Here is a 15,658-nt window from a genome sequence, read left to right as displayed (position 1 = left end):
CAGATGGCAGCATATGAAGAACAAGAATATAATAATCCCTTCAGCTTTAAGATCTGGATGAAGCTGTTTCCGTTTTTTAAACCATATAAAAAGTTTTTTGCCATTACCCTGGGGCTTAATATTCTGCTCGCAGGGGTGGATATCCTGGTGCCGCTGTTCCAGAGCTATGCCATTGATTCCTTTATTATACCGGATCGTATGCATGGGCTTGGGATATTTGCACTGGTTTATAGTTTGGTGATCGTGGCCCAGACGATTTGCGTGTATCGGTCCGTCCATGCAGCTACAACAATTGAGATGAATGTGGGAAAGGATTTAAAAAGGGCGCAGTTTCAGCATTTGCAGACATTATCATTTTCCTATTATAATACAACACCGGTGGGCTATATCCATGCCCGGGTGATGAGTGATACGCTGAGGATCGCGGGAATGATCGCGTGGGGGCTGGTGGATATGTTTTGGGCCCTGATTTATGTGGTCAGTGTGTTTGTGATCATGTTTTTATTAAATGCCCGGCTGGCATGTATCATTACCATGATTGTTCCGTGTATTGCCCTGCTGACCGTGTATTTTCAGAACCGTATCTTAAAATGGAACCGAAAGGTGAGGCGGATCAATTCCCAGATCACAAGCGCCTACAATGAAGGCATTACCGGAGTTAAAACGTCAAAGAGTATGGTGATTGAAGGGGACAATGAGAAGCGCTTCTTTGAAAAGACATCGGATATGCATCAGTCGGCGATCCATTCGGCAAAGCTGAACGCGGTGTATATCCCGGCCATTTTGTTTTTCAGTTCAGTGGCTTCCGCGGTCGTATTGGCAAAGGGCGGCTACATGGTCCGGGAAAATATCATCAAACTTGGGACCTTGTCTGTATTTATCTCTTACGCGGTTGTCATATTTGAACCCATCCAGCAGCTTGCCAGACTGCTTGCCGATCTGATCTCCTGCCAGGCAAATATCGAGCGAGTGATGGATTTGCTGGAACAGAAGCCCAATGTGGTGGACCGGAAAGATGTGCTTGAAAAGTATGGGGATGCATTTTCACCTAATAAAGAAAATTGGGAAAAGATACGGGGAGATATTGTGTTTGAAGATGTTTCCTTTATGTATCCGGATGGGAAGGAATATGTACTGGAACATTTTAACCTCCATGTGCCTGCGGGCATGAATGTGGCGATCGTGGGGGAGACAGGGGCTGGAAAGTCCACACTTGTTAACCTGGTGGGAAGGTTCTTTGAACCCACAAAGGGAAGGATCCTGATTGACGGGGTGGACTACCGGGAGCGGTCGCAGCTGTGGCTGCACAGCCAGATCGGCTATGTGCTGCAAAATCCCCACCTGTTTTCAGGAACTGTGCGGGAGAATATACGATATGGACGCCTGGACGCATCGGACGAGGAGATTGAAGAGGCGGCAAGAAATGTGTCCGCGGATATGGTTGTGGGGAAAATGGAAAAGGGATATGACAGTGATGTGGGTGAAAGCGGAGGCCTGTTGTCCACCGGTGAGAAGCAGCTGATCTCATTTGCCCGGGCGGTGTTGGCCAACCCTGCTATTTTTGTCCTGGATGAAGCCACTTCCTCAATTGATACGCAGACGGAAAAGCTGATTCAGGATGCCACGGACCATCTGCTGAAGGGCCATACTTCCTTTGTGATCGCACACCGTTTATCAACCATCCGCCAGGCAGACCTGATACTGGTGGTGAAGGATGGAAAGATCATAGAGCGGGGCAGCCATCTGGAACTGCTGGGGCAAAAGGGATACTATTATGAACTGTATTCCAGGCAGTTTGAGGAAGAAGCTGCTATGAAAGTATTTGCAGGAGAACAGGCCGGTTCGTGATGGCCTTAAATAAACGGATACTGTACATGTTATGGCTGGCTAAGGAGATTAAGATACAATGGAAAGACGAAATGACTTAATGAGATCCAAACGAAAAGAACTTGAATCAGAGATTGAACAATACTGCAGAATCCAGAAGGCAGATGATACACAGATCATTGAGGTGAAACATGCTATGTTTGACAGCTGTATTATAATGACTCCCCCGGAGCAGGAGCCGCCTGTGATGCATATGCTGGTCATGTCTTCCCTGAGTGATTATAAAAGAGGAACGTCTATCAAGCCTGGGAATATAAAGATAAACATGAAAAAGCTGATTGATACATTGCCTGAATCTGTGGAGGCCGGCGTGGCATTGGCTATGGATATCCCTATTTTAAAGGTGTGTGCCGCCCTGCATATCTGGAAAATGATCAGGAATGTGATGTCGGTTGAGATTACTAAAGAACAGGCTGTCGTTATTATGTCATTGTGGAAGAATGCGGATGAACGCCACATCATTTCCCTGGAAAAGGGATGGGACTGTGCGAACCGTATGTGCAGGCAGACCTCCAACAAGGAATTTACCCAGGAGCGGTATACAACAATTCTGGAAGAACTGGAACGGATCGAAAGCATTAAAGTAAATGAAGATGGGATCTGGCTGTGTGAATGGGTGGCGCAGAGATACCGGTCATAATGTGGGCCATATGATCGGCCGTAGTTTAGGCTATACGGTGGGCCATAACACCCATTGCAGGATCTGTTATGTGTTCCAGTTAGGACAGGCGAAAGGAGAGATGATGTGGGGGATGATGTAGAATCTAATGCAGAATCTAACGCAGAATCTGATGCGGGATCTGTTATACTGGGAACGTATTGTTTTAAAGAAGGCGGGAGCATTTATCTGCCAATGGGCGATAATCTGAAGTTTCAGTCAGGGCAGGTTTCGGAAGCCCATGAGATCTATCATGCCCAGCTGCAGGGGATATCAGTGGCGGGTATTCTGATGAATATCCTGGACCTTGAACAGGCAGCGGCAGATTCCCTGGATCAACGGCACGCGGAGCACGTACAGAAGATAAATCTGATTTTGGAACAGAGAACGCGGAAAATTCATGAAATTTATGCAAACAGTATGGAACTGGCGTCTCTTTACCAGTATGGCGGCTTTAGAGCGGTGCAGAAAGGGTATAATAGCAAGACAAAGGAGTACCGGGAGTTTTCTTCTTATTTTTATGAATTGGTCCAGGATGCACACATGGATCATACGGAAAAATGCAGGCAGATAACACTGCTATGCAAGGACGCGTTGCATATGGACGTGGCTTCTGAGGAATGGCGGGCAGCGGTTGGAGATGGAACAGCTTTTCAGGCATATCTGGACTGCCACGGATATTTTGACGAACGGTTTTACGGTCTGTATCAGGAATGGAAAAAGGGAAATGGAAAATCCGGATACCAGAAAGTTCAATGGGAGCCGGAGGTATGGATAGGACAGTTAAAACATGCGGGCCTTATAAAGTATTGTTCAGATATGGTGGAGCATGCACTGCAAAATATTGACCGCTGTATGATTGATGAGTTCGATTATGTTGAAAAGCTGGCAGAGCGGGTGAAAGCCTTTGATCTTTCGCATATTCGGGTAAGACGGGACATTGGAGAGGAGATGCTGCGCCAGGAAGGCGTGCTGGTGATTAAAAACTGCTATAACTTAGGTAAGGCGGAAGATGTTTTTGTCATAGGCAGAGCTGACCTGGCGGATGGGTCCTGGTATTCCGGGTATGAGTGGAGCGGAAGGAAACTGGAGCATTTTCTTGAAAAAGCAGGATTTTTAATGATTCCGTTTATGGAATATGACAGCGCAAATGAGCGTGCGGGATTTTTACCAGCCGGGCCTAAGATGCTGTTTGTCCTGTTGGAGGACTTTTCCCACTGCCTGAAATGGATTCAAAAGGCCAGGGAAAAAGGCGAATTGTATATAGGGGACCTGACTCATAAGGAAAATGACAGCTGTTTTACGGTCTTGTTTTTTAACCCCAGGGAAAAACCGGACACGGTATTTGTCTATCCGGTGACCAGGAGACTGGCAGAGAACTTGAAGCGATCAGCGGGCCTGGACGGCCAGGTGCTGTATGCTGACCAGCCGGAGTTTTTAAAACTGTTTGCAGGTTTTGATGATCTGCTGGAAGTTTTAAAAAGCTTTCAATGGCTGCTGGCGTTTTTCACGGACAGCAGGGTGGCAGGTATTGACCCGGAGTCACCCCATACATGGCTTGGCATTGACCTGTTCCGATCAATAGGAAATGTTATGTTTCAGATAAATCCGGAAAGATACTTGAGAAATCTGCATTGTCTGCCCACAAAGAGGACCGTGGGTACACCCTTTTGGGCTTTGATGGAATTTTCCGGGGCATGTAATACGGGAAAAACATATTCAGTGGGAGGAAATCTGCTGCTTTTCCGGTCAAGGGAGGCGGCGCAGCAGTGGAAAGAACAGTGTCAGATCAGGGAAACAGGGATCCGGACTTATGAGGCGGCAGGGATCGACCTGTATTATTGGGAATTTTTAAAGAAGTATCTTTTGCATATGGATGCAGAAGTATATATCCTTGGGAATGAGGAGAACGGGAAGGCTTCCGTTGCTGAAATTGATGGTATCCTTCGGGAAAACAGCTGATAAAAATAAGTGTACTCTCGGAATCTCAGCCGCAAAGACGGGGGCCGAGGAGACTCCGAGAGTACATATAATACAACAGGAGAAAAAACACATGGCTGATTTATTAAAAAACATGTTCAACCCAAAATCTCTTAATGAAATCGCAGCGGCGATTCGATCCGTTTACCCAGCCTTTCAGGCGGAGGAGTTTGTGAGATCAACCATGGATGAGACATGGGATGATCTGGAGTTAAAAGCCAGGGTAAGAAAAATAAATATAAGTCTGGGAACATATCTGCCCGCAGATTACAGGGAGGCCCTTGCTGTTTTAGACCAGGTGATCGCGGACTGTCCTTCCGGATTGTTTGGGATTTTATTTCCGGATTTTGTGGAGGTCTACGGACAGGATGAGGAGAATTGGGATCTATCCATAGCTGCGCTGGAGAGATATACCACCTATTCCTCCTCTGAATTTGCAGTAAGGCCTTTTATCATTCACCATGAGGAGCGGATGATGGCACAGATGTATGCCTGGTCCAAACATGAAAATGAGCATGTCCGCAGATTGGCTAGTGAGGGCTGCCGGCCTCAGCTGCCCTGGGGACAGGCATTGAATAAGTATAAAAAGGATCCCACACCGATCCTGCCTATATTGGAGCAGCTGAAGGCCGATCCATCCCCGTATGTACGAAAGAGCGTTGCCAATAACCTGAATGATATTTCCAAGACGCATCCGGAACTGGTCATAAAGCTTGCAAAGGACTGGTATGGCAAAAACGAATACACGGACTGGATCGTAAAGCATGGATGCAGGACATTGTTAAAAAAGGGCAATCGGGATGTGATGGCTATGTTCGGATATCACGATGTTGATTCCATAGAAGTGGAAGACTTTTGCCTGGCGCCGTCCGCTGTCTCAATAGGGGAGGATATTGTTTTTTCCTTTTACATTTCCGCTAAGGAGGCCGCAAAGGTAAGACTGGAATACGGAATTGATTACGTAAAGGCCAATGGGAGAAGAAACAGGAAAATATTCCAGATCTCTGAAATTTTGCTGGATGATAATGAAAAAAAGTTTTATGAGAAAAAACATTCTTTTGCGGATCTAAGTACCAGGAGGCATTATCCGGGAACCCATTCCCTTACACTGATTGTCAATGGTGTGGAGCGGTGCGGTCAGGATTTTGAGTTGGTGATGTAATATGGCTCGCCGTATTTAAATGCACATTAGAGCAGCGGAATATGGTCCACGCACCATAAATGACTAAGAAAAATTGTGAGGATATATGAACATAGAGGAAAATAATTTTTTCAACAGCTACAAACTATCAGACGATATCATCAAGTCCCTGGAGGTACTGGGCTACCGGACCCCCACCCGGATCCAGCAGTCCGTTATCCCCCTTATGCTGTCAGGAAACAATGTATTGGCAAAAGCGCCCACGGGAAGCGGGAAAACAGCGGCGTTTGGAATCCCGGTCTGTGAGCACGCGGTCTGGGAGGAGAATCTGCCCCAGGTCCTGATCTTGGAACCCACCAGGGAATTGACGGAACAGGTGCGGGATGAGTTGTTTTTGATCGGACGGCTGAAACGTCTGAAGGTGGCGGCCGTTTACGGAGGATTTCCCATTGACAAGCAGATCCGTACCCTGAAGCAGAAGTCCCACATGATTGTGGGAACCCCCGGACGTTTGATGGACCATATCCGCAGGGAAACCCTGAAGCTTAACAAGGTCAGCCGGGTGGTGATCGATGAGGCGGATCTGATGCTTGATATGGGATTTGCGGACGAGGTAAAGGAAATTCTTTCAAAGCTTCCGCAGGATGCGGGGATTTCCCTGTTCTCCGCCACATTAAAGCCTGAGGTCTGCCAATTGACAGATGGTTTTGTTCAGGATGCAGTTACCGTGACATGTGATGCACAGCCGGAGGAGGAGGCTGCCATCAGGCAGTTGTTTTATGAAACAGCATCCGAGGATAAGTATGATACCTTTATCAAGGTCCTAAAGCTGGAAAATCCCGATAATGCCATTATTTTTTGTGGGACCAGGGAGATGGTGAACGTATTGTTCCAGAAGCTGAGAAGGAACCGGATCTTCTGCGGAATGCTTCACGGGGAAATGGAGCAGAAGGAGCGGCTGAAAACCGTCAATGCCTTTCGCAGAGGCGGATTCAGATTCCTGATCGCAACGGATGTGGCTGCAAGAGGCATTGATTTTAAGGATATCACCCATGTGATCAATTATGATTTCCCAACTGGGAGAGAAACCTATGTCCACCGGATCGGACGCACGGGCAGAAATGGAAAGACGGGAACTGCTGTGAGCCTGGTCTGCGAAGATGACAGGCGGATGCTTAAGATGGTGGAGGAGTACATGGGCCGGACGTTTTACGTGGAGGAAGCGCCGGTTCCGGAACATGACAGGGAAAAAGCATTCCGGGAAAGCCAACGCGTGAAAACCAGGTTAAAGGACCAGGATGGAAATGGGTTTAATAAGGATATAATGAGGCTGGCCATTGGCGGAGGACGGAAATCAAAGATCAGAGCCAATGATATTGTGGCCACAATCTGCACCATCGATGGCGTGGATGTGACGGACATAGGAATCATAGATATAAGGGACAGTTTGAGCTATGTGGAGATTTTGAACCAAAAGGGGGAAATGGTTTTAGATGCGCTTAAGGATAAAACCTTAAAAGGCAAGGTTAGGAAAGTGAGAAGCGTTAAGGTTCAGGGGCTGATGTAAGGGCATGAAGGCCTGGCATATGGAATATATATGTTTAATGGGACAGAGGATTGACAAATCCGCTGTCCCGGTGTAGTATAAATAAAAAAGCATACGTATGCAAAGAGAGGGGCGGATGGATTAAGTTCATCCCGGCCTGCCTGCGTGGCGCAGGCCATGCCCGGGATTGGAGGGAAGGATGAGATGACCTCAAAGGAATTAGCAAAACTTCTGGGCGTGTCCCAGTCAACGGTTTCCAGAAGCCTGAATGGGAGCAGTCTTGTAAAAGGGGAGACGGCGGAGCGGATCCGTGCCGTGGCCAAAGAGTACGGTTATGAGATCAACAGTAATGCAAAAAGTCTTAAGACCAACAGCACCGGGACGATCGGCATTGTCTTTCCGGACCATTTTATTGATTTTGATTCCAATATCTATATAGGGAACCTTTTTAACTGTATCCGCAACCATCTGCAGGCCCACGGATATGACCTGCTGGCCTTGGGCGGTCATGAACCGGAGGATAAGATATCAGGCGTTGAGCGGGTGATCCGCAACCGGAAGGTGGACGGGCTGATCGTGATCGAGTCCAGCATTTCCCAGGACAGGTGGTATGAGACAGGCCACCCGGTCCCCATTATCCGTTATAATCCGGAACAGGCGGGGGCTGAGGAGAGGAGCACCGTGGCTGTGGACCACCACCATGGCGGTGAGGTGCTGGGGGAGTATCTGGGCCGGTGCGGACACAAGCGGATCCTGTGTGTGTCCGCCATGGAGAAGATGGGGGCCATCAGACTCAGGGAACAGGGAATCCGGGACGGACTGAAAAAGTACGGCGTGATCCTGGAACCCAAACAGTTTCTCCACGGAGACCTTACATTTGAGTCAGGATACCGGGCCGTGATGGAGCATAAGGATATGTTCAGGGATTATACGGCTGTCTGCGCGTACAATGACGCCATGGCCCTGGGAGTCATGGAGGCATTAAAGGAGCTTCAGATCAGGATCCCGGATCAGATCAGCGTGACAGGGTTTGACGGCTTAAAGATAGGCGCCTGGTTCCGTCCCCGCCTTACAACTGTTAGCATGCCGGGGCAGGAGATCGCGGAACAATGCTGCCGGCTTTTGTATGCAAAACTCAGAGGGGAAGAGGGGGAAGGGATCCGTCCAAAGATCCTGCCCCAGCTGATTATCAGGGAATCCAGCGGTCCGGTTTAAGGAATGAAATGGACTATGTTCGCATAGCCATTTTATTTTACATTTTTATGAATACGTATGCAAAGGAGAGAAACAAATGAAAGTAATCAACATTATGTATGACTCACTGAACCGTCACCTGCTGTCCCCGTATGGCTGTGACTTTACCATCACGGAGAATTTCCGGCGCCTTCAGGAGCGGACAGCCGCCTTTGACTGTTTTTACGCGGGAAGCCTGCCGTGTATGCCTGCCAGAAGGGAGATGCACACGGGGCGGTATAATTTTCTCCACAGAAGCTGGGGGCCGATGGAACCCTATGACAATTCTGTGTATGAACTTTTGGGAAAGAATGGAATTTACACGCATTTTATCTCGGACCATGCCCATTACTGGCAGGAAGGAGGGCTGACATATCATACAAAGTTCTCAACCTATGAGTTTGTGAGAGGGCAGGAAGGGGACCTGTGGAAAGGGGATGTCTGCGGCTACACGGATTTTCAGGATCTGAAGCGGCAGGAGTATGTGAACCGGGAATACATAAAGGATGAGGAGGATTTTCCTCATGTCAGGGTTTTCCGCTCTGCCATGGAGTTTCTGGAAAAGAATGTGGAACAGGACAACTGGTGCCTGCATGTGGAGTATTTTGACCCCCATGAGCCGTTTTACGTGCCGGAATCCTATAAGAAGATGTACAGTGACAAAGCTCTTTCCTTTGACTGGCCTCCTTATGAACCGGTTACGGATGAGGAAACGCTGGAGAGCGTCAGGCTGAATTACTGTGCGCTGCTCACTTTTTGCGACACCTATCTTGGAAAACTCCTTGATTTTATGGATGAACACGACATGTGGAAGGATACGATGCTGATCGTGAACACGGATCATGGCTTTCTTCTGGGAGAGCATGGTTATTATGCTAAGAATTATATGCCCCTGTACGAGGAGATCACCCATCTTCCCTTTTTTATCTGGGATCCCGTGTCAGGGGGAAAGAATGTCAGGAACCAGGCGCTGTCACAGACCATTGACATTGCGCCAACGCTCTGCGACTTTTTTCACATTGGCATACCGGAGCAGATGCAGGGAAGATCCCTGCTTCCGGTTTTGCGCCAGGGGGCTGTGGGCCGTGAGTACGCGCTGTTCGGCGGGTTTGGAAAGCATGTGAATATAACGGACGGAGACTATGTGTACATGCGCTCGGGAAGGGAGGAGACTCTGTACAATTACACCATAATGCCCACCCATATTTTCACCCCTTTTTCAGTGGAGGAACTGAAAAAGGCGGAGCGGGAGCTGTGTGATTCCTTTGAGTTTACAAAGGGTGTGCCACTGATGAAAATACCGGCAGAGACATCCACCTCACCGGATAATTCTTCCTACTGGTATGACCGCCACATGAAGTACGGGGACCTTTTGTTTGACCTGAAGGAGGACCCGGGACAGAACCATCCCATAAAGGATAAGGCGGTGGAGGAGCGCATGAAGGAAGCCATGATCCGGCTGATGAGGGAGTCGGAGGCTCCTGAGGAACAGTATAAGAGGCTGGGGCTGCAGGGAAGGCACTCCCGCTGAAATAAATACCTGTTTTCCGGAATAAATACCACAAGGCCCCGGGATGATTGTATTTAAACCACGGTCACTATATAATGGAGACAACCAAAGCGCGCTGGTAATAATATGTAGAAAAGGGGCTTATTATGGTGGATGATAGAGAAACGGCTGAAAAGATCCTCCTGTATACAGGCGGTGTTGAGAATGTGATGCAGGCAGCTCACTGTGCAACCAGGCTGCGGCTTGTATTAAGGGATCCAAAAAAGGTGCGGGAAGCAGAGTTAAAAGACCTTCCTCTTGTAAAGGGGATGATCGAGAGCGGAGGACAGTTCCAGATCATACTGGGAACAGGGATCGTAAATAAGGTTTATAAGGAATTTACGGCTCTGGCCGGAGAGGGCGCGGGGGAGAGCCTGGAAAAGGGCGCGGGAGACGGCACGGGCAATGGAGCGCAGATCGAAGCAAAGGGAGGCAATGGGATCCAGAGGATATCAAGAATGTTCGGCGATATCTTTCTCCCAGTGATCCCAGTGATCGTTGCCAGCGGGATTCTGATGGGCGTGAGGTCATTTTTGACAGGAAGCGGACTGATGGCCACGGATTCCAACTGGTACAACATCATGGCAATCCTCATTGACACGGGTTTTTCCTTTCTTCCGGCACTGATCTGTTATTCCGCGGCAAAGAAGTTCGGCGGGTCGCCCATACTTGGGTTTGTATTGGGCCTGATGGTGATCAGCAGCACCCTTCCGGCAGCGGGAGCGGTTGGCAAGGGAAATGCAGAACCCATGCTGATCCAGCTGCTGGGGATTACGTTTAAGCTCACCGGATTCCAGGGTTCTGTGCTGGTCGCCATTGTAGGCGGATGGCTCACTGCAAAGATTGAGAATATGTGCCGTAGATTTGTGCCCAATGTGTTTGATATCATCCTTACCCCCATCCTTACCCTGGGGATCTCCCTGTTTGTTATTCTGTTTGGTGTGGGTCCTGTGATCCATGTGGTCGAGGCAGGAGTGGTGAGCGCGTTCCGGATGCTGGTCCAGCTCCCCTTTGGAATCGGCGGATTTATCATCGGGGGCCTTCAGCAGATCCTTGTTATTTTAGGAATACACCATGGCTTGTGGGTCATTGACATCAATTTCCTGGAGGAAATGGGCACCAATATGTACATGCCCATAAGGACGGCTGCAGTGGTGGGCCAGGCAGGGGTGGTGACTTCGTTTTTCTGCTTTGCCAAAGACAAAAAGTTAAAGGCCCTGGCAGGCTCCAGCAGCATTGCGGCATGGTTTGGGATCACGGAACCGGCAATCTTTGGAATTACCCTGCCCTACAGCGTGACCTTTGTGCTGGGCTGTATCGGAAGCGCATTCGGCGGCCTGTTTTCGGCTTTGATGCATCTGAGCGCCACCGGTATGGGAGTTTCGGCGATCCCCGGTTACCTGCTGTTCCTCAACGGCGGTGCAGTGGAGTATACCCTGGTCTGCCTCATATCAGCCGGCATCTCATTTGTCCTCACCGCGGTTTATATTAAGAAGAAAGGAATCTAGGGAAATGAACATATTGCTTATGCACACCCATGATACGGGAAAATACATCAGCCCCTACGGGTTTCATGTTCCCACCGGACACCTGATGGAGTTTGCAAAGGATGCAATGGTATTTGAGGCTATGTTTTGTGCCAGCCCCACCTGCTCACCCAGCCGGGGGGCTATGATGACATCCCAGTATTCCCACTGCAACGGACTGAACGGCCTGTCCCAGAGGGGGCATGACATTACTGAGAAAAAACACCATATGGCATCCTATCTGCATGAACACGGCTATCATTCCATACTGGCGGGGGTACAGCATGAGAGGGATTTCTGGAGACCCCTTTGGCGGGCGGAGAGGGCAAGCCGTGATCTGGGGTATGATACGAATCTATCAGTGGAAGATACCTTTGTGGCAAATGATACGGATCTGCTGGAATGGGACTGGAGGAATGCAGAAAGGGTAAGGGAATTTCTGGATTCCTATGATGGAAGCCGGCCCTTTTTCCTCTCTTACGGAACCCATGCCACCCACAGGATCTACCCGGAACTGTCGGATGAGGACCGAAAACAGTATGATCCCAATTACATAGCGGTTCCTGGAAATGTAATGAATAACCAAAGCACCCGAGAGGACACGGCCAGGCTTCATAAGTCACTGGCCTCCTATGACCGTTGTTTCGGCCGTGTGATGCAGGGCTTAAAAGAGAGCGGGCTTTACGATCAAACAATCATTATCTATACAACGGATCACGGCCTCCCCAACCCCTATTCCAAATGCGGGCTGAAGGACGCGGGAATGGCGGTTTCCTTTATCATGCGGGTGCCCGGATTCCCACAGTCTATGGGCCGCGTTTATGACGGCCTGCTGTCCCAGATCGATCTGCTGCCTACACTGTGCAGCCTGTGCGGCCTGCCTGTGCCCGGATATGCCCAGGGCAGGGACTTCTCAGCCGTGTTTAAGGACCCGGGGGTACGGGTGCGGGATGAGGTGTTTGCGGAAGTGAATTTCCATGCGTCCTACGAGCCACAGCGCTGTATCCGCACAGACCGGTACAAGTATATTGAGTATTATGACAATGACTGGAAACAGTATAATCTGGCCAACTGTGACGAGTCCGTGATCAAGCAGGCCCTGGTGGAAGGGGGCATCATGAATCGGCAGAAAGCAGGGGAGCAGCTCTATGACCTGCTCTTTGATCCCAATGAGATGGAGAACTTGAATTCCCATCCGGATTATGCTACCATAAAAAATGAGCTGGCCGGACGCCTTAAAGCCTGGAGGGAAGAGACCGGGGACCATATTATGACATATGAGGAATATGGCGGCAGGTATAAAGTGAACAGGAAAACATGTGCCGTGGCCAGCAGTAAGAATTCAGAGGATTATGAATCCGTCATAGGCAGATGACAGCTGCCGCTGTTTCAGGGGGATCAGGTGGGATTATGGGGCTTAAGGGAAAGCTGATGCTGGCCAGGCAGGAAAAGAATATATCGTTTCAGAAGATTTCAGAATATCTTATGGAGGACAGGGATTATTCCGATCTGAAGGTTCAGAACATTGTCGGCGCCTGCAATGTGTCGGCCAGTGGCGTGATCCGTTTCTGCAAGTATCTTGGATTAAGTGGCTTTTCGGAGCTTAAGTATCTGCTGGTCCATGAGACGGAGCAGGAAAGGGAGCGGGTGGAATGGGAAAATAACATCCGCAGGTCTTCGGATGAGCATCTGGCAAACATCTATGAAGCCTTTCAAGAGACCCATATCCATCTGGATACGGTTCAGATGAACCAGATGATCGAGAGGCTTCATGAGGCCGGGGAGATCGTGGTCCTTGGGCTTGGAAGTTCGTGGATCATTGCAAAGGATTTAGAACTGCGGTTTAAGAGGATCAAGAAAAACTGTCAGGCATTAAATGATATTAATCTGCAGTATTTTGCAGCCAGGAACGCAGGGAGGGGGACTATCTTCTGGGGGATCACCTACAGCGGGACCACCCGGGATGTGCTTGATAATCTGAGGATCGCCAGGGAAGAAGGCGCTGCCACCATATTGATGACCCACCATAGCAACCGGCAGTTTGAGGAGGAGTTTGATTATATCATCTATGTGTACGGCAGCGAAGCCAGGGATCGGAGGACCTCCACTATAAGCAGGCTTGCCATGCTGTATCTGGTGGACATGATCTATTTTATGTATATGAACCGGTATTCCCAGGAGGTTACGGCCTGCCTGGACTATAATTCCAAGATCCAAAATTAGATATGGAATGTGAAAAACGTACGGTTTTTGCAGAGTATGAACCTTTGTGGCGGAAAACCGTACGTTTTTTAGGTATGGATATTAGAAATCGGGAGCTTTAATAGGCCTGCCCGTCCACCTCGATCCCATCAATGGCATACATGCCGTGCCATATTTTCAGGGTCAGACGGACCGGTGTATCCCAGCGGATGGACTGGTCCAGGTGCCCGGCATGTTTTTCGGTTAAATAATACTGATCGATCCTGGGATGGATGCTGACCCTCGATTCCCCCTCATAGGTCCGCAGATAATCGGAGGAGCATCTGATATAGGGTGTTGCAGGATCGGGCCGGTCCAGGGATGCATAGGAGAATGAGGACAGGCCGGTGCCGGGATCCCTGTTCAGAACCACGTACACGTAGGGATCCCGGCACCGCCTGTTTTCGTAGCGCTCTATGGATCCGGGGTCCAGAATGACTCGGCTGTCCGGATTGCTGAGCCGGATGTAGCGCCCGCGCAGGGCGTCATAGGGATCGTATCCGGTCATGGTAAGGGTCACGGTCTGGCCCTTGGCTGATATCACGTAAACCAGGGCAATGACAGAGAGGAGTACAAGGATCTGCAGTAAAAATGCCGACAGGATCATTTTATTCCGATTTTGTTTCATGCGTATTCACCCCTTTCAGCTTTAAGGTCATCATGTAATTGACGGAAAAGAAAGCCAGGCCCGCCATGAGAAAGACGATCCCTTTTACCATCAGCTGGTAATTCCCGAGAAATACCTTGAACAGGATATACAGGATGATGGCGGCCGTGTAGCGCCGGACAGAGGGAAGGTTGGCTGCCTTTACACCTGCCAGCAGCTTGTACAGGCTGAATGCAATGAGGCAGAGATTCACAAGGACTTCATAAGCAAACACATAGGTCTCTGGGAACAGGATCAGGTCTGTTACCAGCAGGCTGCACAGGATCAGGGACAGGAGCAGGCCCACACGCCCATCCTCTGGCTGTTTTCGACAAAACAGATACAGCCGGACCAGAGCCGCGATCATCAGTGCCAGAAGCAGGAACCGGGGGAGATGAGGAAAATACCGGTTGGGCTCCCCGTACGCAAACAGTTCTGTAAGCTCATTAAAGAACACATAAAAGGCAGCTTTTAAAAACAGCATTGTGTACAGCAGCCTTCCCGCCAGCCTGGGGTAAAGGCCGGGCTTTTCAATGGTCATATAGATAAACAGCACAAGGACACATGCATAAAAGGCGCCGCCTGACAGGTACAGGAAGGCCAGATAAAGGATCCAGAAAAAGAAACACAGTGATAACTGCCAGCAGGTCTCCCCCTGTTTCACCCGATTGATATAATAGGGGACCAACAGGAGGACTAACAGGGTGTAGTCACTGTTTCCGCCGGCCCAGCATATGCCCGCCATGTACAGGATGGCCAGATAATATCCGTCCAAAAGATAGACCACGGGCAGCATGACCAGAAAGCCGGTGAGCAGCATGGAATGAAGGCTGAGGGAGATCTGGTACGCCTGGTAGATCAGACCCAGAGCGGATAAAAACGCAATGCCAAGAGCCAGGGTAAGGGATTTGATCCATACATCGGACGCCTGGGTGCGTATTTTCCAGTAAAGGAGTCCCTGAACGCCAAAAAGGGGAAGGAATGAGATCAGGGCTTTCATTTCCCTGGAAAACATGGACCAGTTATAGGCGAACAGGGAGATCACGCCCGCTCCCACAAAGATCACACCTAACAAGGCAAATATCAGGAACATGTTACGGTGGTCCCTCCTGGTTTCTATGTACTCGTCCCGGATCCGGTCAAGCTGGACCTGGTCCAGATATCCCAGCTGGGTGAGGTGTTTTAACTCATTGTAAAATTCATTTGAATTCATTGTTTCGCCCCCCTTTCTTATAAGATCATTATAACCTG

The 15,658-nt window shown here is 49.4% G+C and carries 12 protein-coding genes; 10 read left to right on the top strand and 2 right to left on the bottom strand.

The window, feature by feature from the left end:
* The first annotated feature begins 3 nt into the window (after nucleotides 1-3).
* The 10 genes from ABID13_RS16630 to ABID13_RS16585 all read left to right on the top strand — a co-directional run bounded on the left by ABID13_RS16630 (nucleotide 4) and on the right by ABID13_RS16585 (nucleotide 13,743).
* Nucleotides 4-1,848 carry an ABC transporter ATP-binding protein gene (locus tag ABID13_RS16630; protein ID WP_048929546.1) on the top strand — a complete coding sequence of 615 codons (1,845 nt, stop codon included), beginning with the start codon at nucleotides 4-6 and terminating at the stop codon, nucleotides 1,846-1,848.
* A 58-nt stretch (nucleotides 1,849-1,906) separates the two neighbouring features.
* Nucleotides 1,907-2,527, top strand: coding sequence for a hypothetical protein (locus tag ABID13_RS16625; protein WP_143111271.1), 621 nt, complete (start codon nucleotides 1,907-1,909; stop codon nucleotides 2,525-2,527).
* 105 nt (nucleotides 2,528-2,632) lie between these two features.
* A complete protein-coding gene (locus tag ABID13_RS16620) occupies nucleotides 2,633-4,507 on the top strand; it encodes a hypothetical protein (RefSeq protein WP_048929545.1) in 1,875 nt (624 codons plus the stop codon).
* A gap of 91 nt (nucleotides 4,508-4,598) precedes the next feature.
* A complete protein-coding gene (locus ABID13_RS16615; RefSeq protein ID WP_007863372.1) occupies nucleotides 4,599-5,687 on the top strand; it encodes a DNA alkylation repair protein in 1,089 nt (362 codons plus the stop codon).
* An 85-nt stretch (nucleotides 5,688-5,772) separates the two neighbouring features.
* Complete coding sequence (locus tag ABID13_RS16610; protein WP_048929544.1) at nucleotides 5,773-7,233, top strand: DEAD/DEAH box helicase; 1,461 nt, start codon at nucleotides 5,773-5,775, stop codon at nucleotides 7,231-7,233.
* A 156-nt stretch (nucleotides 7,234-7,389) separates the two neighbouring features.
* A complete protein-coding gene (locus ABID13_RS16605; protein WP_156200045.1) occupies nucleotides 7,390-8,427 on the top strand; it encodes a LacI family DNA-binding transcriptional regulator in 1,038 nt (345 codons plus the stop codon).
* 76 nt (nucleotides 8,428-8,503) lie between these two features.
* Complete coding sequence (locus ABID13_RS16600; RefSeq protein ID WP_048929542.1) at nucleotides 8,504-9,976, top strand: sulfatase; 1,473 nt, start codon at nucleotides 8,504-8,506, stop codon at nucleotides 9,974-9,976.
* Between the two features lie 125 nt (nucleotides 9,977-10,101).
* Nucleotides 10,102-11,502 (top strand): PTS transporter subunit EIIC, encoded by a 1,401-nt coding sequence (locus ABID13_RS16595; protein ID WP_045091763.1) that lies wholly within the window; start codon nucleotides 10,102-10,104, stop codon nucleotides 11,500-11,502.
* A gap of 4 nt (nucleotides 11,503-11,506) precedes the next feature.
* Entirely contained in the window at nucleotides 11,507-12,895 is a 1,389-nt protein-coding gene (locus ABID13_RS16590; protein WP_048929541.1) for a sulfatase family protein, read from the top strand.
* A 35-nt stretch (nucleotides 12,896-12,930) separates the two neighbouring features.
* Complete coding sequence (locus ABID13_RS16585; RefSeq protein WP_048929540.1) at nucleotides 12,931-13,743, top strand: MurR/RpiR family transcriptional regulator; 813 nt, start codon at nucleotides 12,931-12,933, stop codon at nucleotides 13,741-13,743.
* Between the two features lie 97 nt (nucleotides 13,744-13,840).
* On the opposite strand, the gene ABID13_RS16580 is transcribed toward ABID13_RS16585, so the two are convergent.
* On the bottom strand, nucleotides 13,841-14,389 hold the full coding sequence (locus tag ABID13_RS16580) for a GDYXXLXY domain-containing protein (protein ID WP_048929539.1): 549 nt from the start codon (nucleotides 14,387-14,389) through the stop codon (nucleotides 13,841-13,843).
* Nucleotides 14,370-15,620 carry a DUF2157 domain-containing protein gene (locus ABID13_RS16575; protein ID WP_045091765.1) on the bottom strand — a complete coding sequence of 417 codons (1,251 nt, stop codon included), beginning with the start codon at nucleotides 15,618-15,620 and terminating at the stop codon, nucleotides 14,370-14,372. Before ABID13_RS16575 ends, ABID13_RS16580 begins: the two co-directional genes overlap by 20 nt.
* Between the last annotated feature and the right edge of the window lie 38 nt (nucleotides 15,621-15,658).

Origin of the sequence: Enterocloster citroniae (assembly GCF_040545455.1) — a bacterium.
Taxonomy (GTDB): Bacteria; Bacillota; Clostridia; order Lachnospirales; family Lachnospiraceae; genus Enterocloster; species Enterocloster citroniae.
Note: the sequence above shows the minus strand (reverse complement) of the source record. Positions and strands in the feature narration are given on the sequence as shown.

Coding starts and splice junctions, on each gene's coding strand:
- ABID13_RS16630 (WP_048929546.1), top strand. CDS start 4: ATGGCAGCATATGAAGAACAAGAATATAATAATCCCTTCAGCTTTAAG.
- ABID13_RS16625 (WP_143111271.1), top strand. CDS start 1,907: ATGGAAAGACGAAATGACTTAATGAGATCCAAACGAAAAGAACTTGAA.
- ABID13_RS16615 (WP_007863372.1), top strand. CDS start 4,599: ATGGCTGATTTATTAAAAAACATGTTCAACCCAAAATCTCTTAATGAA.
- ABID13_RS16610 (WP_048929544.1), top strand. CDS start 5,773: ATGAACATAGAGGAAAATAATTTTTTCAACAGCTACAAACTATCAGAC.
- ABID13_RS16605 (WP_156200045.1), top strand. CDS start 7,390: ATGCCCGGGATTGGAGGGAAGGATGAGATGACCTCAAAGGAATTAGCA.
- ABID13_RS16600 (WP_048929542.1), top strand. CDS start 8,504: ATGAAAGTAATCAACATTATGTATGACTCACTGAACCGTCACCTGCTG.
- ABID13_RS16595 (WP_045091763.1), top strand. CDS start 10,102: ATGGTGGATGATAGAGAAACGGCTGAAAAGATCCTCCTGTATACAGGC.
- ABID13_RS16590 (WP_048929541.1), top strand. CDS start 11,507: ATGAACATATTGCTTATGCACACCCATGATACGGGAAAATACATCAGC.
- ABID13_RS16585 (WP_048929540.1), top strand. CDS start 12,931: ATGGGGCTTAAGGGAAAGCTGATGCTGGCCAGGCAGGAAAAGAATATA.
- ABID13_RS16580 (WP_048929539.1), bottom strand. CDS start 14,389: ATGAAACAAAATCGGAATAAAATGATCCTGTCGGCATTTTTACTGCAG.
- ABID13_RS16575 (WP_045091765.1), bottom strand. CDS start 15,620: ATGAATTCAAATGAATTTTACAATGAGTTAAAACACCTCACCCAGCTG.